The 19,060-nt window shown below is 71.6% G+C and carries 21 protein-coding genes; 12 read left to right on the top strand and 9 right to left on the bottom strand.

The genetic code is table 11. The features are described from left to right. The first annotated feature begins 32 nt into the window (after positions 1–32). Entirely contained in the window at positions 33–1,331 is a 1,299-nt protein-coding gene (locus tag ACIBHX_RS38700) for an FAD-dependent monooxygenase (protein ID WP_397072422.1), read from the top strand. Here the strand turns inward: ACIBHX_RS38700 and ACIBHX_RS38695 are convergent. From ACIBHX_RS38695 to ACIBHX_RS38685, 3 genes are read right to left on the bottom strand one after another with little or no spacing between them, the layout of a single operon-like run. Then, a complete protein-coding gene (locus ACIBHX_RS38695; protein ID WP_397072421.1) occupies positions 1,250–4,048 on the bottom strand; it encodes a BTAD domain-containing putative transcriptional regulator in 2,799 nt (932 codons plus the stop codon). The two genes, ACIBHX_RS38700 and ACIBHX_RS38695, sit on opposite strands and share 82 nt — an antisense overlap. Positions 4,049–4,057: 9 nt before the next feature. Then, entirely contained in the window at positions 4,058–5,200 is a 1,143-nt protein-coding gene (locus ACIBHX_RS38690; RefSeq protein ID WP_397072420.1) for an amidohydrolase family protein, read from the bottom strand. Positions 5,201–5,249: 49 nt separating this feature from the next. Continuing rightward, the gene (locus ACIBHX_RS38685) at positions 5,250–6,215 is read right to left on the bottom strand and encodes a LacI family DNA-binding transcriptional regulator (protein WP_397072419.1); all 966 of its coding nucleotides are present in this window, start codon (positions 6,213–6,215) and stop codon (positions 5,250–5,252) included. A 102-nt stretch (positions 6,216–6,317) separates the two neighbouring features. Between ACIBHX_RS38685 and ACIBHX_RS38680 the strand changes: the two genes are divergently transcribed. The 4 genes from ACIBHX_RS38680 to ACIBHX_RS38665 are packed head-to-tail and all read left to right on the top strand — an operon-like array spanning position 6,318 to position 9,713. Beyond that, positions 6,318–7,199: an ABC transporter substrate-binding protein gene (locus ACIBHX_RS38680; protein ID WP_397072418.1), complete on the top strand. Its 882-nt coding sequence runs from the start codon at positions 6,318–6,320 to the stop codon at positions 7,197–7,199. Next, complete coding sequence (locus ACIBHX_RS38675) at positions 7,196–8,269, top strand: amino acid ABC transporter permease (RefSeq protein WP_397072417.1); 1,074 nt, start codon at positions 7,196–7,198, stop codon at positions 8,267–8,269. Before ACIBHX_RS38680 ends, ACIBHX_RS38675 begins: the two co-directional genes overlap by 4 nt. Next, positions 8,266–9,012, top strand: a complete 747-nt coding sequence (locus ACIBHX_RS38670) for an amino acid ABC transporter ATP-binding protein (protein WP_397072416.1) — start codon at positions 8,266–8,268, stop codon at positions 9,010–9,012. Before ACIBHX_RS38675 ends, ACIBHX_RS38670 begins: the two co-directional genes overlap by 4 nt. After that, the gene (locus ACIBHX_RS38665) at positions 9,009–9,713 is read left to right on the top strand and encodes a type 1 glutamine amidotransferase (RefSeq protein WP_397072415.1); all 705 of its coding nucleotides are present in this window, start codon (positions 9,009–9,011) and stop codon (positions 9,711–9,713) included. The genes ACIBHX_RS38670 and ACIBHX_RS38665 overlap by 4 nt, the downstream gene beginning before the upstream one ends. Here ACIBHX_RS38665 and ACIBHX_RS38660 read toward each other — a convergent pair. Continuing rightward, entirely contained in the window at positions 9,691–10,941 is a 1,251-nt protein-coding gene (locus ACIBHX_RS38660; RefSeq protein ID WP_397072414.1) for an FAD-dependent oxidoreductase, read from the bottom strand. The two genes, ACIBHX_RS38665 and ACIBHX_RS38660, sit on opposite strands and share 23 nt — an antisense overlap. A gap of 64 nt (positions 10,942–11,005) precedes the next feature. Between ACIBHX_RS38660 and ACIBHX_RS38655 the strand changes: the two genes are divergently transcribed. The 6 genes from ACIBHX_RS38655 (at position 11,006) to ACIBHX_RS38630 (ending at position 14,423) form a co-directional block, all read left to right on the top strand. Continuing rightward, a complete protein-coding gene (locus ACIBHX_RS38655; protein ID WP_397072413.1) occupies positions 11,006–11,593 on the top strand; it encodes a TetR/AcrR family transcriptional regulator in 588 nt (195 codons plus the stop codon). Between the two features lie 82 nt (positions 11,594–11,675). Continuing rightward, positions 11,676–12,272, top strand: a complete 597-nt coding sequence (locus ACIBHX_RS38650; protein ID WP_397072412.1) for a sulfite oxidase-like oxidoreductase — start codon at positions 11,676–11,678, stop codon at positions 12,270–12,272. Further along, positions 12,272–12,982: a ferredoxin reductase gene (locus ACIBHX_RS38645; protein WP_397072411.1), complete on the top strand. Its 711-nt coding sequence runs from the start codon at positions 12,272–12,274 to the stop codon at positions 12,980–12,982. Before ACIBHX_RS38650 ends, ACIBHX_RS38645 begins: the two co-directional genes overlap by 1 nt. 1 nt (position 12,983) lies before the next feature. Then, a complete protein-coding gene (locus tag ACIBHX_RS38640; RefSeq protein WP_397072410.1) occupies positions 12,984–13,247 on the top strand; it encodes a DUF6510 family protein in 264 nt (87 codons plus the stop codon). Beyond that, positions 13,244–13,912 (top strand): YoaK family protein, encoded by a 669-nt coding sequence (locus tag ACIBHX_RS38635; RefSeq protein WP_397072409.1) that lies wholly within the window; start codon positions 13,244–13,246, stop codon positions 13,910–13,912. The genes ACIBHX_RS38640 and ACIBHX_RS38635 overlap by 4 nt, the downstream gene beginning before the upstream one ends. A gap of 10 nt (positions 13,913–13,922) precedes the next feature. Beyond that, positions 13,923–14,423 carry a GNAT family N-acetyltransferase gene (locus ACIBHX_RS38630; protein WP_397072408.1) on the top strand — a complete coding sequence of 167 codons (501 nt, stop codon included), beginning with the start codon at positions 13,923–13,925 and terminating at the stop codon, positions 14,421–14,423. Here the strand turns inward: ACIBHX_RS38630 and ACIBHX_RS38625 are convergent. From ACIBHX_RS38625 to ACIBHX_RS38605, 5 genes are all read right to left on the bottom strand, one after another. Further along, positions 14,420–14,632 (bottom strand): hypothetical protein, encoded by a 213-nt coding sequence (locus ACIBHX_RS38625; RefSeq protein WP_397072407.1) that lies wholly within the window; start codon positions 14,630–14,632, stop codon positions 14,420–14,422. The genes ACIBHX_RS38630 and ACIBHX_RS38625 overlap by 4 nt on opposite strands. A 72-nt stretch (positions 14,633–14,704) precedes the next feature. Next, a complete protein-coding gene (locus tag ACIBHX_RS38620; RefSeq protein ID WP_397072406.1) occupies positions 14,705–15,364 on the bottom strand; it encodes a response regulator in 660 nt (219 codons plus the stop codon). Continuing rightward, positions 15,361–16,599 carry a sensor histidine kinase gene (locus tag ACIBHX_RS38615; RefSeq protein WP_397072405.1) on the bottom strand — a complete coding sequence of 413 codons (1,239 nt, stop codon included), beginning with the start codon at positions 16,597–16,599 and terminating at the stop codon, positions 15,361–15,363. Before ACIBHX_RS38615 ends, ACIBHX_RS38620 begins: the two co-directional genes overlap by 4 nt. 16 nt (positions 16,600–16,615) lie before the next feature. Then, complete coding sequence (locus ACIBHX_RS38610; RefSeq protein ID WP_397072404.1) at positions 16,616–17,200, bottom strand: hypothetical protein; 585 nt, start codon at positions 17,198–17,200, stop codon at positions 16,616–16,618. Between the two features lie 85 nt (positions 17,201–17,285). Beyond that, the gene (locus tag ACIBHX_RS38605) at positions 17,286–17,855 is read right to left on the bottom strand and encodes a TetR/AcrR family transcriptional regulator (protein ID WP_397072403.1); all 570 of its coding nucleotides are present in this window, start codon (positions 17,853–17,855) and stop codon (positions 17,286–17,288) included. A gap of 47 nt (positions 17,856–17,902) precedes the next feature. Between ACIBHX_RS38605 and ACIBHX_RS38600 the strand changes: the two genes are divergently transcribed. Continuing rightward, positions 17,903–19,048 (top strand): cytochrome P450, encoded by a 1,146-nt coding sequence (locus tag ACIBHX_RS38600; RefSeq protein WP_397072402.1) that lies wholly within the window; start codon positions 17,903–17,905, stop codon positions 19,046–19,048. Positions 19,049–19,060 lie beyond the last annotated feature (12 nt).

Raw genomic sequence — 19,060 nt, 5'->3', positions numbered from 1 at the left:
ATCTGACAGCGGGATCAGGCACCGTCTGCGGCATGACACACGTGCTGATCGTCGGCTCCGGGCCGACAGGACTGACCCTGGCCATCGAGCTCGCCCGCCGCGGCGTGGACCTGCGCATCGTGGAGCGCTCGCCGGAGCACCCCGGCGGGGTGCGCGGCAAGGGGCTACAGCCCCGCACGCAGGAGGTCTTCGACGACCTCGGCGTCATCGACGAGATCGTGGCCACCGGCTCGGCCTACCCGCCCATCCGCAGCTACCAGGACGGCAAGGTCGTCTGGGAAGGCCGGATGGACGAGGTCAAGCCGGTCACGGACGGCGAGCCGTACCCGAACCTGGTCATGCAGCCGCAGTGGCGCACCGAGCGGATCCTGCGCGACCGGCTGGCAGAGCTGGGACACCACGTCGAGCTGGGCACCGAGGTGACGGACTTCGAGCAGGACGCCGACGGCGTCACGGTCACCCTGGGCACCGGCGAGACCGTGCGCTGCGCCTACCTCGTGGGCGCCGACGGCGGGCGCAGCACCGTGCGCAAGCGGCTCGGCATCGGCTTCGCGGGGGAGACCTTCGACAGCGAGCGGATGCTGCTGGCCGACGTCAAGGTGCGCGGCCTCGACCGCGACCACTGGCACATCTGGGGCGACATGGTGGCCAAGGAGCTGCGCGTCAGCCTGTGCCCGCTGCCGGGCACCGACGTCTTCCAGCTCGTCACGACGCTGGACAGCCTGGACGAGGTGACCGACGTCGAGATCGACGAGGTCGTGTGGCGCTCCGAATACCGCGTCAACATCCGCATGGCCGACCGCTTCAGGGTGGGCCGCGTCTTCCTGGCCGGCGACGCCGCCCACGTGCACTCACCGGCCGGCGGCCAGGGGCTCAACACCGGCGTCCAGGACGCCTACAACCTCGGCTGGAAGCTCGCCTCGGGCGACGAGCGGCTGATCGACACCTACGAGTACGAGCGGATGGGCGTGGCCGAGCACGTCCTCGGGCTCAGCACCCGCCTGCTACGCGACCAGGACCTCAGCCGCGGCGACGAGACCAAGCAGCTCGGCCTGGCCTACTACGGCAGCCCGCTGTCGGTGGGCGAGCGCGGCGGCCAGCGGCTCGGCGCCCTGCTCGCCGAGCAGCGCGGCACCGGCTTCCTGCTGCTGGCCGACACCACGCAGCAGTACGGCGAGCAGATCACGGTGGTGCCCCCGCTTCCCGGCCAGGAGGGCGTCATGCTGGTCCGCCCCGACGGCTACATCGGCTACCACGGCGACGAGGCGGGACTGAGCGCGTACCTCTCGGGGTTCGGCATCCCCGCACCCCTGGCCAGCGCCTCCCGGTAGGCCTGCTCGCCGAGCGCTTCCCGCACGTCCTCGCGATCGACGGCGATGCCGCGCAGCGCCGAGGCGGCCCCGAGCAGCTCTGCGGCCATCGGGGGCGCGCAGAACTCGGCCACGCCTTCCAGCACCGTCGCCCTGGCGGTCCTGTCGGGGCAATCGGCCATCAGCTCCAGCGCCGCCCGCAGCTGCTCGCCAGGCTCGGACACCCGGGCCAGCTCCACGTGCACGGCCGCCATGAACTGCGCGGGCGCGTCGGCTCCCGCCAGCTCAAGCGCCTGCCGCAGCAGCTCGGCGGCGGCCTGGCCGTCACCGGACCGCCTGGCCAGCTCGCCCCTGACGTGCAGCACCCTGGCCAGGGAGAGCGGCTCGTCCGCCCGCTGCGCCGTCTGCCAGGCCCTGTCGAGCAGGGACGCGGCGCCCGCGAGGTCGTCCGTGCCCGCTGTCAGGCGGGCCAGCCGTACCAGGAACAGGATCGGGCCCGCCGGCGTCTCCAGGCCGGAGATCTCGGCGCCGAACCGCTCCGACTCCTCCGCCAGCTCGAGCGCGGCGGCGTAGCCGCCGCGGTTCTCGGCGGCCAGCGACAGCCAGTGCAGCGTGTACGACAGGCCCCACCGGTCGCCCGTCGCCCGGAAGCCGTCGAGCGCCGGCAGCAGCAGGTCCTCCGTGCCCGCCACCGCGCCGTACTCGAAGCGCACGATGCCGGCGATCAGCCCGACGGCCGCCCTGGTCCACGGGTCGGTGTGATCGCCCAGCCGCTCGGCGGCCGACTCCGTCAGCGCGACCGTGCCCTGTGGCGGCCCGGTCAGGCTGGCCACCACGAAGCAGTTGAGCGCGGCTGGATGGTCCGACTCCAGCACCGCCTCGGTGATCTCGCCGGTGACGGTCACCATGCACAGCCCGTGCGCCAGCTCGCGACCGGCCGGGGCCAGCGGGCCGACCCGGCGCAGCACCGCCGCCGCCTGCTCGGCCGCCTCGCGCCGCCTGCCCCGCATGATCCACGGCCACATCCTGGCCAGGATCAGCCGCAGCGGGTCGTCGGTACGCCGCAGCGCCGTGTCCAGGTTGCCCTGCTCGGCGTCCAGCACCGCCAGCCACCTCAGCTGGTCGCCGGTCCGCAGGTACGGCTCGGCCGTCTCGGCAAGCCCGGTGTAGTAGCGCGCGTGCGCCGCCGTCACCTCGGGCAGCTCGGCCGCCGCGTACTGCCTGATCGTCTCCAGCATCGTGTACCGGTCGCCCGCCACGGCGATCAGCGACTTGTCCACCAGCGACGACAGCACCTCCAGCGAGCCGCCGCACACCTGCCGCACCGCCTCGGCCGTCGCGCCCCCGGAGAACACCGTCAACCCGCGCAGCAGCTCCCGCTCCTGATCCGACAGCAGGTTCCAGCTCCAGTCGATCACCGCTCGCAGCGTCCGATGCCGCGGCTCCGAGGTACGGCTGCCGCGGAAGCCCAGCCGGTCGCCCAGCTGCTCGACCAGCGCCGAGACCGGCATCGTGCGCAGCCGGGCGGCGGCCAGCTCGATCGCCAGCGGGATGCCGTCGAGCTCCCGGCAGATCCTGGCCGCCTCCCGCGGCTCGACCTCCAGATCCGGCCTGGCCGCGGCGGCCCGGTGGAGCAGCAGCTCCACGGCCGGGGCCTCGGGCAGCGGCGTCACCGGGTGCAGCGATTCGCCGGGAATGTCGAGCGGCTCCCGGCTGGTGGCCACGATCCGCAGGTACGGCACCTCGGCCAGCAGCCACTGCGCCACATGGGCGGCCTCGTCGATCACGTGTTCGCAGTTGTCCAGCACGATCACCGCCGAGCCGCCGCGCAGCTCCGCCACCGGGTCGGTGACGCGCAGCGTGGCCTCGATGGCCGCCCGCACCGCCGTGGCCTGCGCCAGCTCCACCAGCCACACCGGGCCGCCCCGCGCGGTCAGCGAGTCGGCCAGCTCGACCGCCAGCCGCGTCTTGCCCGCACCGCCGGGACCCGTCAGGGTGACGAGCCTGACCCCGCCCTCCAGCAGGACACGCAGCCGCGCGACGTCGTCGCCGCGCCCGACGAAGCTGGTCAGCCGGGCCGGCAGGTTGGTCCTGGGCTCCGGGTCCCGCACCGCCAGCAGGTGCGCCTGGCGCAGCTCGTCTCCCGGGTCCATGCCCAGCTCGTCGGCCAGCCGTACCCGGATCCGCTCGAAGACCTCCAGCGCCTCGGCGCGCCGCCCGGCCGCGACCAGCGCGCGCATGAGCAGGGCGTGCAGCCCCTCGCGCAGCGGATGCCCGGCGACCAGCCCCTCAAGCTCCGGCAGCGATGGACCGGCGGCCTCCAGCGCCGCGAGCCGCAGCTCCTCCAGCCGCGCCGCCGGGCCCTGCGCGAACGGCAGGCCCAGCGCGTCCGCCAGCGCGGGCCCGCGCCACAGCGCCAGCGCCGCCCGCGACTCGCCGGCCCGCACCAGACGCTCGAACTCCCAGGCGTCCACCTCGTCGGGCGGCACGTCGAGCAGGTAACCGGCCGGATGGGAGGCGATCAGCCCCGGCGCCTGCCGCCGCGCCCGCGACACCAGCGACTGCAGCGCGGCCATGGGGTGCTCGGGCGGTTCCTCCGGCCACAGGTCGTCGATCAGCCGCTCGGCCGTCACCACCCGCCCTGGATCCAGCGCCAGCCGCACCAGCAGCACCCGCACCCGGGCGGCGCCGATGCCGGCCCCCGCCACCTGGAGCGGTCCCAGGACTCCGATCCGCACCCTGGAACCCTAACCCGGCAGCGGCACCCTCCTGCCGAGCCGGTAGATCGCCACGGGAAGCTGCAGTGCGGTGACGTCGGCGAGCGGGTCGCCCCGCACGGCCAGCAGGTCGGCGTCGAACCCGGGGGCGATGCGGCCCTTGGCGTCGTCCACCCGGCAGGCCCGAGCGGCCCGCGAGGTGATCGAGCGCAGCACGTCGACCGGCTCGAAGCCCAGGTCCACCAGCATCTTCGCGCCGAACGGCAGGACCCCGTGCGGCTTGATCGGCGCGATGCCCGCGTCGCTGCCGATGACGAACTTCACCCCGCCCCGATACAGCTGCCGCAGCGCGTCCATCAGCAGCGGCATCCGCTTGGCCAGATTGGGCGGCGGCGTCAGGTTGCGCACCGGGATTATCCCGGCGGTGAGCGACACGATCACGTCCGAGGCGGCCAGCCTGGCGATGATGCCCGCGTCGGGCTCGATGGAGTCCTCGGTCCAGAATGCGCAGTGCTCGATCGTGTCGAACCCGGCCTCCAGCGCGTAGACGATGCCGTCGGGGGCGTGGGCGTGGCCGGCGATGGGCAGGCCGTGCTCGTGAGCCTCTTCGGCGGCCGCCTTCAGCTCGGCCATGCCGTACTGCAGCAGGTACGGCTCGCTGCCCGCGGTCATCTCCCCGCCGGTGACCATCATCTTGACCACCCGCGCCCCGCGCTCGGCCCGCTCCTTGACCGCGGCGCGTACGCCCTGCTCGCCCTCGGCCTCGCCGCCCAGGAACCAGCAGTGACCCTTGGGGGTGGTGATCGGCGGGCCCGCGCCGATGATCTCGGGGCCCTCGGTCACCCCGAGTCCGAGATCGAGGGCCAGATAGTCGCGGTCGCCCAGGTCGCGAACCGTGGTGACGCCCGCGTGGAGGTGCTGTCCGGCCGCTTGGCGCATCCGGTCGGCCAGGCCGGGCGCGTCCAGGTGGCCGATCGGGTCGAGACTGGCGTCGAAGGCCAGGTGGACATGGCAGTCGATGAGCCCGGGCAGCAGCGTGACGTCGTCTCCCAGGTCCAGGGCGTCGGGCGCGTCGTCGGTGACGTCGGCGATCCGCCACCCGTCCACGATCACGACCCGGTTCTCGTGCATGTCGACGCCGTCGAACAGGCGGCGCGCGCGTATGGCGAACATAGCCGCACGATCGCGCCGGAGCGGGGATCGCGCATGAGTACAGGGGTACTCAGATCGTCGAGCCCCGCATCACCAGCCGGGTCGGCACCAGCAGCCTGCCGGGATCGCCGCCGTTCAGCAGGTCGATGAGCGCCCCCGCCGCCAGCGCGCCGCGGCTTTCCGCCTCCAGGCTCAGCACGGTCAGCGGCACGTCCCACTGCTTGTCCTCGGCCGTCTCGCACATGATCGTTACCTGCAGGTCGCCGGGGATCGACAGCCCGAGCCTGCGGGCGGTGCTCAGCAGCGCCTCGCCGTAGGTCTCGTTCAGCCCGTGCACCGCGTCGGGACGGCCGGGACGCGACAGCAGCCGCTCGGCCGCCGCCACGGGCGGCTCGCCGGGCTGGAGCGCCTCGATGATCACCGGGTTGCCCGTCGCCAGGCTCCAGGCGCGGTAGGCCTGCTCGGTGTCGAGGGTGTAGGAGTCGGGATCGGAGCCGGTCAGCAGCGCCACGCGCTCGGCACCGCGGCCGCGCAGGTGGTCGAGCAGCTCGTGCAGGCGCAGGTCGGAGTCGCTCTCGATCACCGGCACGGCGGCGAACCCGGCGTCGAGCGGCCGCCCGTCGGCCACGGTCGGCTTCTCGGTCATGAACGGGTGCCCATGTCCTGGGTCGACGACGATCAGCCCGTCGAGCGGCACCCGGCCCCACAGCTCGGTCGGCAGCACGACCAGCGCGTGGTCGCGCTCGACGGCCAGCATCGTGGCGCCCGAGGTGAAGGCGGCGTAGTAGGGCCGGTAGGTGTGCTCCCACTGCCGGGACCCGATGTGCTCGACCAGTATCCCCAGCACGCCGACCCGTCCCGAGGCCAGCCCGGCCGCGACCGGATCCGGCTGGTAGCCCAGGCGCTCGGCGGCGGCCCGCACGCTTTTGCGGGTCTTGTCTGAGACGCGTCCCTTGCCGCTCAGCGCGTGGGAGACCGTGGTGATCGACAGTCCTGTCGCTTTGGCCACGTCGCGGATGCCGATTCGAGGGGACACGGGCCTCATACTCTCGGTGAGAAAACGTTTTGGCAAACACTATTGACGATGCCAAAACGCTTTTGCAAGAGTTCAGGTCCCCTACCTGGAGAGATGCGCGACATGGTCACCCTTCGTTCAACCGCCGTCGCCACCGCGGGGCTGGTGGCGCTCCTGCTCGCCTCGGGTTGCGGCGGATCCTCCTCCGCCAACACCACCGAGGCCAGCGGCGACTCCTACGGCAACTGCAAGGTCAGCGGCAAGCGCGGCGAGTTCAAGCTCAACCCCGTCGTGGCCGACACGCTGAGCGTCCAGGGCGACCTGCCCTCGCCTGGCTGGTGGAACGGCGACACCGTGGCCCAGATCAAGGACGGCTACGAGTACTGCATGGCCGCCAACATCGCCTACCGGGCCGGCCTGTCCAAGCTGGCGATCGAGAACACCCCGTTCGACGCGCTGGTCTCCGGCCGCACCCAGCACTTCGACATGGCGCTGGCCGAGATCTCCATCACCGACGAGCGCAAGAAGGTCGTCAACTTCTCGGCCCCCTACTTCGCCTCCAACATCGGCGTCATGATCAAGAGCGGCTCCGACGTCTCGGCCGCCAACGTCAGGAAGCTGCGCCTGGGCGTCAAGCAGGGCACGGCCGGCGCGTTGTGGGTCGCCAAGACGCTCAAGCCCGAGCAGCAGCCCAAGGTCTTCGCCAACGACCCGGAGATGAGCGCCGCCCTCCAGGCCGGCCAGATCGACGCCGCCCTCCAGGACGTGGCGATCATGCTCGGCTCCGCGCAGAAGTCCAACGGCCTGCTCAAGGTCGCCGGCCAGTTCGAGACCGGCGAGTCCTACGGCGCCCTCTACCCGAAGGACTCCGCCAACGCCGACACGATCAACAAGATCATCGACCAGATGAAGTCCGATGGCACGCTCGACAAGCTCTCCGCCGACTACCTGAGCAAGGCCTTCGGCGGCGACCCGGCGGCCATCCCGCAGTGGCAGGCTTCGTGAGCGCCGTCACCGTACGGCGGGCCACGGCGCAGCCCGTCCCCCGGCCGGCCCGCGGCCTGGCCCTGTTCGGGCTCGGCGCCGCGACCGTGGCCACGGTGGCGACCTGGCTGGTGGCGGCCGAGATCTTCCAGTCCGCCACCGGGTCGTGGAAGTGGGCCTTCGGCGCCGTGGCCGTCGCGGCGGCGGCAGCCGTACTGCTCGTCTTCAAGCCCGCCGTGGAGGCCTGGCGCTGCTCGGGACGGTGCGCCGCGTGCGGCGACGTCGTGGAGAAGCGGGCGCTGGCCGCGCGCGTGCGCGAGTCGGCGTGGACCGCGGCCGGCACGGCCTTCGCGGTCCTGTGCGCGCTGGCGCTGGTGATGTTCGTGCTGGCCAACGACGCCGCGGTGCAGCGGACGTTCTTCCAGGGCGAGCTGATCGGAACCAGCACCCTCGACATCATCAAGGCCTTCGGCACGAACCTCTTCATCGCCGTCGTGGCGCAGGTGTTCGTGCTGGTCTGGGGCCTGATCCTGGCACTGGCCCGGCTCGCCCCCGGCCGCGTGGGCCGGCCGATCAGGGCGCTGGCCGTCGCCTACATCGACGTGATCAGGGCCGTCCCCGCGATCATCGTGATCTACCTGATCGGGTTCGGGCTGCCCATCGCGCAGATCCCCGTGCTGTCGGGGCTGAGCCAGACCTGGTACGCCATCCTCGCGCTGACCATCGTCTACGGCGCCTACGTGGCCGAGGTGTTCCGCTCCGGCATCGAGTCGGTGCACCCGAGCCAGGTCGCGGCCTCCCGCTCGCTCGGCTTCTCCTACCTGGCCACCATGCGACACGTCGTGGTGCCGCAGGCGACCAAGCGGGTGATCCCGCCGCTGCTCAACGACTTCATCGGGCTGCAGAAGGACACCGCGCTGGTCAACGTGATCGGCACGATCGACGCCTTCAACCAGGCCAAGATCTTCTCCGCCAACCACTTCAACCTGTCATCGGTGACCGTGGTGGCTGGCCTGTTCATCCTGATCACCATCCCGCAGGCGCGGTTCGTCGACCGGCTCATCGCCCGCGACAAGGCCAAGGGGTCATGATGGCCTTCCTCGAGATCTCCGACCTGCGCAAGAGCTACGGCGAGCACGAGGTGCTGCGCGGCATCGACCTGTCGGTCGAGCAGCACCAGGTCATCTGCCTCATCGGCGCCTCAGGCAGCGGCAAGTCCACGCTGCTGCGCTGCGTCAACGCGCTGGAGCCGATCGACGGCGGCCGGGTCACGCTGGACGGCGAGGTCGTCTCCGGCGCCGGGGTCGACGTCGACCTGCTGCGCCGCGACGTCGGCATGGTCTTCCAGAGCTACAACCTGTTCCCGCACATGAGCGTGCTCGACAACGTCACGCTCGCCCCCGTCAAGCTCGGCGGCCTCAGCAAGGCCCAGGCGGCCGAGAAGGGCATGGCGCTGCTCGAGCGGGTCGGCCTGGCCGACAAGGCCAAGGCCTTCCCCGACCGGCTGTCCGGCGGCCAGCAGCAGCGCGTGGCGATCGTGCGCACGCTGGCCATGGAGCCGCGCGTCCTGCTGCTCGACGAGATCACCGCGGCGCTCGACCCCGAGCTGGTCGCCGAGGTGCTCGGCATCGTCAGGCAACTGGCGCAGGAGGGCCTGACCATGCTGCTGGCCACCCACGAGATGTCCTTCGCCAAGGAGGTGGCCGACAAGGTGTGCTTCCTGCACCAGGGCAGCCTGCTCGAGCAGGGGCCACCGTCCCAGATCTTCACCGACCCGGTCGAGGAGCGTACGCGCATGTTCCTGAAGTCGATCATCGCTGCGGGGCGGCTGTGATCCTGGCCATCCAGCACGAGGACGGCACCGGCCCCGGCCTGATCGGCTCGCGCATCGCCGCCGCGGGCATCCCGCTCGACCTGCGCTGCCCGTTCCGCGGCGATTCGCTTCCACAGGATTTGCAGGGGTACGGCGGGCTGCTCGTGCTCGGCGGCACCCCAGGCACCTACGACGTGGAGATCGCGCCGTGGCTGCCGCGGGCCCAGGAGCTGCTGCGCGAGGCGGTGCGCACCGAGCTGCCGACGCTGGGCGTGTGCCTGGGCGGGCAACTGCTGGCCGCCGCCTGCGGGGGAGAGGTTCGGGTGGCGGACCGGCACCAGGTCGGCCTGTTCCCCTTGCGCGCGCATCCCGCCGCCGCCGAGGATCCGCTGTTCGCCGGACTCCCCGCGGACGCGGTGGCCGTGCAGTGGCACTGGGACGAGATCAGCGTGCTGCCGCCCGGCGCGGTGCCGCTGCTGTGGGACGCCGACTTCCCGCACCAGGCCTTCCGCCTGGGCTCGTCGGCGTGGGGCGTGCAGTTCCACCCCGAGGTGCTGCTTGACGCGGCCCGGGCCTGGGCCAAGGACGACTCCGAGCGGCTCGGCCGCGACGTCTCCGAGATGCTCGCGGAGATCGAGGTGGCCGAGCCCGCCCTGCGCGCCCAGTGGGGAGAGGTCGCCGACCGGTGGATCGGCGTCATCAGGAGAACACCTTCGCCTTGAGCCTGGGGAAGCGCTGCGCGACGCGCAGGAAGGTCTTGAAGCCCATCCTGGCCAGGCGGCTGCCGCCGACGAACTGCTCGGACGCCTTCATCGAGTCGCGCACCGCGGCGAAGCCGTACTCCCGCATCCGCTCCTCGTAGCCCGCGATGGCCCGCACCGGGTCCTGGCCGCTGGTCAGGGCCTGGCAGAGCAGGCGGGCGTCGCGCAGCGCCGTGTTGGCGCCGATGCCGCGCATCGGGGTCATGCTGTGGATCGCGTCGCCCAGCAACGTGATGTTGCTCGCCTGCCACGGCTCGATCGGGATCGAGGTGCGGATCGGCAGCAGCGACACCGTGTCCGGGTGCGACAGCTCGACCAGCTTCCGCAGGTCTGGGTGCCAGGTCTGGATCATCCGCACCACGGTGTCCTTCAGCTGCTTGCCTGACATTTCGGAAATGTCGGGCGGGAAGCGGTCGATGGTCGCGCCGAAGGCCCAGAGAACGTAGCTACCGGTGTTGTCCATCAGCGCCCCGGCCTGCTCGGTCGAGCCGATCCCTGCGCGCGGGACGTCGTCGCCGAGCTCGTGCGGGGCGCAGAACAGGCCCATGCCCACGGGCGGGATGACGCTGTTGGGCCCGGCCACGAGCCGGTCGGCGACCAGGCGCTTGGTCTGCGGCGTGAGCGGGAACTTGCCGGCGATCGTGGTGATGTGCGTGTCGACGCGCTGGGCGTGCGGCAGGTACTGCTTGCGTACCCGCGAGTTGCCGCCGTCGGCCGCGACCACGATGTCGGCCGTCTCGCTGGTGCCGTCCTCGAAGAACAGCCTGACGCGCCCGTCGGCCAGGCGCTCGTACCGCTCGAAGGTCTTGCCGAAGCGCACCACGTCCTCCATGCCCGACAGCAGCACCTGCCGGAGCGTGATGCGGCTGACGGAGTGGTGGTCGTCGGCCGGGTCGGCCGCCTTGGCCGTCTCGATGAGCAGCAGCCGCTCCATCCGCTCGGTCAGGAAGCCGAAGTCCTGGCCGCTGACCCCGGCCGTGTCGAGGAAGGCCTGCCACAGGTGGCCGGGCAGGCAGTCGCGCAGGGCGCGGGCGCCGTTCGGATCGATGTGCACCCGGTAGCCCTGCAGCCGGTCGCCGGAAGTGCGGTCCCGCTCGTAGACGGTGACCCGGTGGCCCGCCTTCTTCAGTCCCTGGGCCAGGCACAGCCCGCCGATTCCGCCGCCGATGATCGCGATGTGAGGTCTCATGCCGCAACTATCACCCGTCTGGATGATTCTGTCAACCATCCGGATGGTTGATAGTATGGACAGCATGAGACGAGCACCCGAGGAGAAGCAGCGGGACCCCGAGCGCACCAAGGCCCGGATCCTGCAGGCCGCCGTGGCGGAGTTCGCGGCCAAGGGGTTCGCCGGCGCCCGCGTCAGCGAGATCGCCGACCGCGCGGGCGTCAACAAGCAGCTGATCTCCTACTACTTCGGCGGCAAGGAAGGCCTCTATCGCGCGCTGACCAGCCGGTGGCAGAGCGAGGAGAGCATGTTCGCCGACCGGTCGGCCTCGCTCGGCAAGCTGGCCGCCGGCTACGTGCGCGCCAACGCCACCTACCGCGACTTCGGCAAGCTCATGCTGTGGGAGGGGCTGTCGGAGTCCGAGCCCGACCCCCGCTTCACCGAGGAGATGCGGCGCAACGTTGAGGAACTGCGCAAACGGCAGGAAGACGGCGAGTTCCCCGCCGACCTCGACCCCGCCGCGCTGCTCGTGGCGCTCTTCGCGGTGGCCGCGGCCGGCATCTCCTTCCCGCAGCTCGTGCGCGCCGTCTTCGACCAGGACCCCGCCTCGCCCGAGTTCGCCGACCACTTCGCCACGCAGATCGAGCGGCTGGTCGACCACCTGCGCGGCTGATCTGGCGCATTCACGCGATGCCCCGCGCGCGCCTGCCCGTGTTCGCTGATCTCGGCCATGCACAATCGGTCTGGAGGCACACATGGGGATCATCTCCCGCGGATTTCGCGGCAAGCACAGAAGTGACGAGCGGCTACCACCCGGCCAGTACCTGACCGAGGACTTCCCCGTCCTGTCGGCCGGGCCCACGCCGCACGTGCCGCTCGACCGGTGGGAGTTCACCATCGACACCGAGACGGACCAGGTGCACCGGTGGACCTGGCAGGAGCTCACGGCCCTGCCGTACGAGACGCCCACCGTGGACATCCACTGCGTGACCACCTGGTCGAAGCTGGACACCAGCTGGCAGGGCGTCTCGCTGGACGTGCTCTTCGAGAACGTCGACAGCGCCGCCGAATACGCGCTCATCTACTCCTACGGCGGCTACACCACCAACCTGCCCGTCGAGGACCTGCTGGACGGCAAGGCCTGGATCGTCTACCGCTACGACGGCGAGGAACTGGCGCCCCAGCACGGCGGGCCCGCCCGGCTGCTGGTGCCGCACCTGTACTTCTGGAAGTCGGCCAAGTGGGTGCACGGCATCCGGCTGATGGATCAGGACTGGCCGGGCTTCTGGGAGACCGCCGGCTACCACAACTACGGCGACCCGTGGCGCGAGCAGCGTTACGAGGGCGACTGATGGCCCGGCTGACCTGGCGGGAGGCGCGCCTGGTCAAGGTGCGCGACGAGACCGCCACCGCCCGCACGCTGGTTCTCGAGGCTCCCGGCTGGCCCGGGCACCTGGCGGGGCAGCACCTGGACGTGCGGCTGACCGCTGACGACGGCTACCAGGCACGCCGCAGCTACTCCCTGGCCGCGCCCGCCGACGGCGACCGCATCGAGCTGACCGTGCAGCGCGTGGCAGACGGCGAGGTCTCGCCGTACCTGACCGAGGTCATGGAGCCGGGTGACTCGCTCGAGCTGCGCGGCCCGGTCGGCGGCTGGTTCGTCTGGCGGCCCGCCGCCTCCGCGCCGGTGCTGCTGGTCGCGGGCGGCGCGGGCATCGTGCCGCTGATGGCCATGATCAGGCAACGCCGTACGGCCGGCCCGGCCACCCCGTTCCGCCTGGTCTACTCGCTGCGCGACCCGGGGCAGCTCTACTACGCCGGCGAGCTGCGCGACCCGCCCCGCGAGCTGGACGTCACGCTCGCCTACACGCGCGCCACCCCTGATGGCTGGGCCCGTACGGCAGGCCGCCTCACCGCCGCCGACCTGGGCCCCTACCGGGAGGCCGACTGCTTCGTGTGCGGCCCGACCGGGTTCGTCGAGGCGGCCGCCGAGCTGCTCCAGCAGCTGGGCCACGATCCCGCCCGCATCAGAACAGAACGCTTCGGCCCGACGGGAGACTGACATGACCGCTGACTACGTGGACGGCAACGCATTGGCGGGCCCGCTGGGCGAGATCTTCGCCGTCGACGTCTCCGCCGCGGTCGGCAGGTGCGCCTCGTGCGGCCTGGCCGGGCCGGTCGCCTCGCTGCGCGTGTACGGCCCCGACCCCGGGCTGGTCGCGCGCTGCCCCGGGTGCGAGGAGGTCGTCCTGCGGCTGGTCCGCGGGCCCGACGCCGCCTGGCTCGACCTGCGGGGAGCGGTGTCGCTGCGCATCCCGCTCGGGTGATTCGGCGCTGGCTGTTCCCCGATCTGCCGGAGCGTCACGGCCACCTGCTGGTCATGCTGACCGTGGTCACCGGCATGGTCGACGCGGTCAGCTTTCTCGGGCTCGGCCAGGTCTTCGTGGCGAACATGACCGGCAACGTGGTCTTCCTCGGCTTCGGCCTGGCCGGTTACCAGACCTCGGACGCGTGGGCGTCCCTGCTCGCCATCGCGGCCTTCGCCGTGGGCGCCTGGGCGGCAGGCCGTCTCACCCGCAACCTGCCCGCGCCCACCGGCCGCCGGGCCCGCGTGTTCGAGGTCGCCGTCGGCACACAGACCCTGCTCGTGGGCGCCGCGCTCGTCGTGACGCTCACGTTCGGTCACTCCCACCCGGCGCCGAGGATGGTGCTGATCGCCCTGCTGGGGTTCGGCGAGGGCCTGCAGATGGGCACGGTCCGCGCTCTGGCGGTCCCCGACCTGGCCACCAACGTCATCACCACCACGCTGACCGGCCTGGCGGCCGACCCACCGGGCCCGCCGAGCAGACGCCGCCTGGTGTCGATCGTCGCCATGTTCCTCGGCGCCTTCGTCGGCGCCGCCCTCCACCTGCACGTGGCCGTATGGGCGGCTCTGCTGGCAGCGATGCTCCTCCTCGCCTTCACCACCGCCCTCGCCTTCCGCCAGACCTAGAGTGATCTCCATGGATTTCACGACGTTCCAGGCTTCGGCGGCGGATGCCGACACGATCGGCGAGATCCACGCCTCCTCGTGGCTGGCCGCCTACGGCCCCTTCTTCGCGCCGGAATTCTTCGCCCAGGCCGTGCGGCATCGCCGCACGAAGTGGCCCGCGGTGCTGGCCGAGCGCAAGGGCGCCGTCCTGCTGGGCGCGCTCGGCGGGCGGCCGCTGGCCTTCGCCTTCATCGGTGAGTCGCCCACCCGTCCCGGATCGGCCGAGATCCACTCCTGCTTCGCCCACCCCGACGGCTGGGGTACCGGTGTCACGGCGTTCCTCATGGCGGCCGCGATCGACCGGTTGAGGGAGGACGGATACCGGCACGTCCATCTGTGGACGTTGCGGGACACGGCACAGTCACGCCGCTTCTACGCCAAATGCGGGTTCGCCGAGTCGGGTGAGACCCGCGGCTGGGACTTCGGCGATGGGAACCTGCTGCCGCAGGTCGAATACGGGCGCGGGCTCTAGCCGGCCGCCAGGCGCTCGAACAGGTCGAGGGCCGCTTGCCGTACGTCGTCGGGTGAGACGCCGCCGAGTTGCTGCCTGGCCTGGTCGACGTCGCGCGTCGTGGCCAGGGTGATCGCCACGGACGCGGCCGCGGCACGGTCCAGTGACCCGGCGGGCGCGTTGTCGGCCAGCTGCTGCGCGCTCGCGGCGAGGTCGAGGTTGTCCTTCAAACGATGCTCCTCGAATGGTAGGGCCCGACCATTGCATCACCTGTCGCGCCCGACGATCCACCGATCAGTGAATTAGTCACTACCCGGAATGGTGACACCTGATTCGTAGGCCAGGATCACTGCTTGCACCCGGTCGCGCAGGCCGAGCTTGGTGAGCAGGTTGCTGACGTGGGTCTTGACCGTGTGCTCCGTCACCACCAGGGTTTCCGCGATCTCCGCGTTGGACAGGCCGCGGGCGATGAGCTGCAGCGTCTCGCGCTCCCTGGCTGTCAGTACGGCCAGCTCCCGCGTGGGCCTGGGCGCGGGCCTGGCGGCGAACTCGGAGATCAGGCGGCGGGTGACCGCGGGCGCCAGCAGGGCCTCGCCGCCCGCCACCACGCGCACGGCGTTGACCAGGTCGTCGCGGCGCACGTCCTTGAGCAGGAACCCGCTGGCTCCTGCCCGCAGCGCGTCGTAGACGTAGTCGTCGTGGTCGAACGTGGTGAGCATGAGCACCTTGCAGCCCGTCTCCGCGCACACGATCCTGGCCGCCTCGATGCCGTCCATCCTGGGCATGCGGATGTCCAGGAGCAGCAGGTCCGGGTCGTGCTCGCGGACCGCGGCCACGGCCTCGACGCCGTCGCCCGCCTCGGCCACCACGTCGATGTCGGGCTGCGCGGCCAGGATCATCGCGAACCCGCCTCGCACCAGTTCCTGGTCGTCGGCCACGACCACCCGTACCGTCGCCGTCACGGTCGGGCCAGCGGCAGCCGTACGGTGACCCGGAAGCCCCGGCCGTCGGCGCGGGGACCGGCGGTGGCGGTGCCGCCGCAGGCGGCGGCGCGCTCGCGGATGCCGATCAGGCCGTTGCCTCCGGAGGGCAGCGCGCGGGCCGCGCCGTGGCCGTCGTCGGTGATGTCGATCATCAGGGTGTCGTCCTCCCAGGTGAGCGTGATCTCGGCGCGGTCGGCGCCGGAGTGCTTGACGATGTTGGTGAGCGCCTCCTGCGTGATCCGGTAGGCGGCCACCGCGGTGTCCGGTGGCAGCGTTCCCGGGATGCCGGAGACGGTGTAGTCCACCTCGAGCCCGGTCCCGGCGATCAGGGCGGGCAGGTCGTCGATGGTCGGCTGGGGCGCGCGGGGCGACTCTTCCTTGTCCTTGAGCACGCCCAGCATGCGGCGCAGCTGCTCCATCGCGTCGCGGCCGGCGGCGGCGATGGCGTCGAAGGCGGCCTCGGCGCGGTCCGGGTCGCTGCGCACGACCACGGGTCCCGCTTCGGCCTGCACGACCATGAGGCTGACGGCGTGGGCGAGGATGTCGTGCATGTCCCGGGCGATCCTGGCCCGCTCCCGCTCCGCCGCCCGCTCGGCCTCCACCGCCCGCTCCCGCTCCAGCCGCTCGGCCCGCTCGGCTTCGAGCCGGCGGGCGCGGTCGAGGTGGTCGGCTCGCTCGGCTTCGAGCCGCCGCGCGAGGTCGAGATGCTCGGCCCGCTCGGCGAGGGTGGCGGCGTGGGCGCGGGAGGTGGCGGTGGCGCGGCCGATGGCGTAGGCCGCGATGGCGCCGAGTATGCCGCGGATCGCCGTGGTCGAGGAGCCCACCAGGAGCAGCATCCCCCCGATGGACAGCACCACGACGATGAGCCGCGGCCACCGCCTGCTGTAGACGGCCACCGTGTAGAGCCCGATCAGGCTGGAGTACCACACCGGCTGCGAGGGCACGGGCTCGGTCACGTCGTAGAACGAGATCGCGATCAGCGAGACCAGCAGCGTGGCGATCGGCGCCCGCCGCCGCCACACCACCGGCACCGACGCGACGACCACGACGACGTACCCCAGCCGGCTCCACGCCACGCTCTGGTCGTTCTCCTGCGTCAGGAACGGCCACATCTGCGCCACGAGTACCAGTACGGCCAGCGCCCCGTCCACCCAGAGCGGAGGGAGCGCCCGGACCCACCGACGCGCTCCCTCAACAACCGGCAGATCGGACATAAGGCCCCATCTTTCCTCACACATGGGCGAGCGCGTGCCGCGCCCCAGACTCCGTACGGCGGATCAGCGGCACGAAGGACACCAGCAGGCACAGCGCGCCGACCGGGATGAGGTCCTTCTCGAGCACCGGAATCACGAGGTCGACCAGCACCAGCACCGGCGTCCACGCCTTGACGCGGCGGGCGACCGCCAGCTGGACGACCAGCGCGAGCTGCCCGGCGTAGAACAGGAAAGGCCCGGCGACGTAGACCGCGAGCGACACCCCGGGCACGGCCTTGACCTGGTCGAACAGCGGGCCCATGGCCTCGTGCGAGGACGCCGTGAACCCGACCACGATGTCGATCGCGAACTGCGCCCCGGCACAGGCGATCCCCACGACTCCGACGATGACGGAGAGCGTGGCCAGCCTGGTCCGGCCCAGCATCCTCCGCATCTCCAGAAATATCGGGATAAAGAGTGCCAGCGCGCCGAGGAAGGCCAGATGTCCGGTGGTCCAGGCGATCCCCGGCCCGCGGCTCCCGTCGAGCCCGTCCACGATCCGGATCAGGCCATAGGCAAGCACGAGCAGGGGAGCGACGACGAAGGCGGCGCGATTGTTCATGAGTGGTCTCCTTGAGCAGGGGCAACGCACTCATCGTGGCGTTCCGCACCCGGCGCCGTGATCGCCGCCGCGACTGAAGTTCACCTCACTCCTGAGAGTGAGAAGCCGCCTCGATCACGCCGCGCAGGGCCAGCGAGATCCGCTCGGCCGCCGTCTCGGGGTCGGGCCTGCCGTTGTCGAGCCAGGCGATGACCCCCTCGATCGTCACGGCGAAGGTGAGCTGGGCGGCCCAGCCCAGCCACGCCGGGTCCGGGATCCGCTCGGCCAGGTTCACCCGGGCGATCTCGATCGACTCCGTGGTGAACACGTCGACGAAGTCGCGGAACTCCGGCTCGCGCGCCGCGTAACGGAACAGCAGCCGGAACCCGTCCGGGTCCTCGCCGGCCGCCCGCACCAGCGCGGGGATCGTCTCGCCCGAATATCCCGCCGAGCTCACCCGTTCGGCCAGGCGCGTGCAGGCCCGATCGAGGATGGCGCGGTAGAGCTCGTTCTTGGACTCGAAGTGCCGGTAGAGGATCACGCGGCTGATCCCGGCCTCGGCGGCCACGTCGTCCAGGCTGGTCGCCGCGTAGCCCCGGGAGGCGAACGCGCGGGTCGCGGCGCCCAGGATCTGCTCGCGCCGCTCGGCTCGGCGCATGCGCCGTACGGTTTCCATCCACGCTCCTCTTGTTAACTCCAAAGTCTACAAGTAGCTTTGTTTATATGCGAGTAAACAACTTGCCGCTCGGGCCCGAGCTTCAGCGCGAAGGTCCCATCCACCGGATCCGTACCCGGGTGGGGCACGAGGCCTGGCTCGTCACCGGTTACGAAGAGGTGCGCGCCCTGCTCGACGACCCGCGCCTGGGACGCTCACACCCGGATCCGGACAACGCCGCACGGATCGGCGACTCCGCCCTGTTCGGCGGCCCCTTGGGCGACTTCGCCACCGAGCACGCCGACCACGCCAGGATGCGCGCCCAGCTCCAGCCGCACTTCTCCCCGAAGCGCATGCGCGCGCTGCGCCCCCGTGTCGAGGCGCTGGCCGACGGCCTCCTCGATGACCTGGCCGAGCACGGCTCACCTGCCGACCTGCAGGCGGCGGTCGCCACGCCGCTGCCGATCCTGGTCATCTGCGAGCTGCTCGGCGTGCCGTACGAGGATCGCGAGCAGTTCCGCGCCTGGACGCAGGCGGCCGGCAACACCCGCGACAACGAGCTGTCCATGCGCGGGCTGACCGAGCTCTACGAGTACGGCAAGCGCCTCGTGCACCGCAAACGCGACGAACCCCGCGACGACGTGATCACCAGGCTGCTCGACGTGCCCGGCACCGACGACGACGAGATCGCGATGCGCGGGATGAACCTGCTGTTCGCCGGGCACGAGACCACGGTCGTGCAGATCGGTCTGGGCGCGCTGCACCTGCTGGCCAACCGCGACCAGTGGGAGGCGCTGCGGGCCGACCCGGGCCTGATCCCGCGGGCCATCGACGAGATCATGCGGGCGCCGCGCACGAACATCGGTGGCGGCGGCATCCCCCGCTATGCCAGGACCCGCTTCGAGCTGGGCGGTGTGGCGATCGAGGCGGGCGAGCTGGTCCTGCTGGACGTGGGCGCGGCCAATCACGACGAGAAGGAGTTCGCCGACCCCGACCGTTTCGAGGTCACCAGGCAGGCGGCCGGGCACCTGTCCTTCGGCCACGGCTCCCGCTACTGCATCGGGGCGCCGCTGGCCAAGATCGAGCTGGAGGTGGTCTTCTCGCGGCTCATCCCGCGCTTCCCCGGCATGCGGCCGGCCGTACCGGTGGAGGAGCTGCGCCAGCAGGAGGACACGCTCACGGGCGGGCTGCTCGAACTTCCCGTCATCTTCTGAGCCGAGCGGGTA

Origin of the sequence: Nonomuraea sp. NPDC050536 (assembly GCF_044457685.1) — a bacterium.
GTDB lineage: Bacteria > Actinomycetota > Actinomycetes > Streptosporangiales > Streptosporangiaceae > Nonomuraea.
This window is presented reverse-complemented; position numbering and strand designations above follow the sequence as displayed.

Bases quoted from the DNA above. Each gene is read 5' to 3' on its own strand.
- ACIBHX_RS38605 (WP_397072403.1), bottom strand. From the start codon at position 17,855: ATGGAAACCGTACGGCGCATGCGCCGAGCCGAGCGGCGCGAGCAGATC.
- ACIBHX_RS38615 (WP_397072405.1), bottom strand. From the start codon at position 16,599: ATGTCCGATCTGCCGGTTGTTGAGGGAGCGCGTCGGTGGGTCCGGGCG.
- ACIBHX_RS38690 (WP_397072420.1), bottom strand. From the start codon at position 5,200: ATGTTCGCCATACGCGCGCGCCGCCTGTTCGACGGCGTCGACATGCAC.
- ACIBHX_RS38680 (WP_397072418.1), top strand. From the start codon at position 6,318: ATGGTCACCCTTCGTTCAACCGCCGTCGCCACCGCGGGGCTGGTGGCG.
- ACIBHX_RS38700 (WP_397072422.1), top strand. From the start codon at position 33: ATGACACACGTGCTGATCGTCGGCTCCGGGCCGACAGGACTGACCCTG.
- ACIBHX_RS38640 (WP_397072410.1), top strand. From the start codon at position 12,984: ATGACCGCTGACTACGTGGACGGCAACGCATTGGCGGGCCCGCTGGGC.
- ACIBHX_RS38600 (WP_397072402.1), top strand. From the start codon at position 17,903: ATGCGAGTAAACAACTTGCCGCTCGGGCCCGAGCTTCAGCGCGAAGGT.
- ACIBHX_RS38655 (WP_397072413.1), top strand. From the start codon at position 11,006: ATGAGACGAGCACCCGAGGAGAAGCAGCGGGACCCCGAGCGCACCAAG.
- ACIBHX_RS38650 (WP_397072412.1), top strand. From the start codon at position 11,676: ATGGGGATCATCTCCCGCGGATTTCGCGGCAAGCACAGAAGTGACGAG.
- ACIBHX_RS38670 (WP_397072416.1), top strand. From the start codon at position 8,266: ATGATGGCCTTCCTCGAGATCTCCGACCTGCGCAAGAGCTACGGCGAG.
- ACIBHX_RS38660 (WP_397072414.1), bottom strand. From the start codon at position 10,941: ATGAGACCTCACATCGCGATCATCGGCGGCGGAATCGGCGGGCTGTGC.
- ACIBHX_RS38630 (WP_397072408.1), top strand. From the start codon at position 13,923: ATGGATTTCACGACGTTCCAGGCTTCGGCGGCGGATGCCGACACGATC.
- ACIBHX_RS38645 (WP_397072411.1), top strand. From the start codon at position 12,272: ATGGCCCGGCTGACCTGGCGGGAGGCGCGCCTGGTCAAGGTGCGCGAC.
- ACIBHX_RS38610 (WP_397072404.1), bottom strand. From the start codon at position 17,200: ATGAACAATCGCGCCGCCTTCGTCGTCGCTCCCCTGCTCGTGCTTGCC.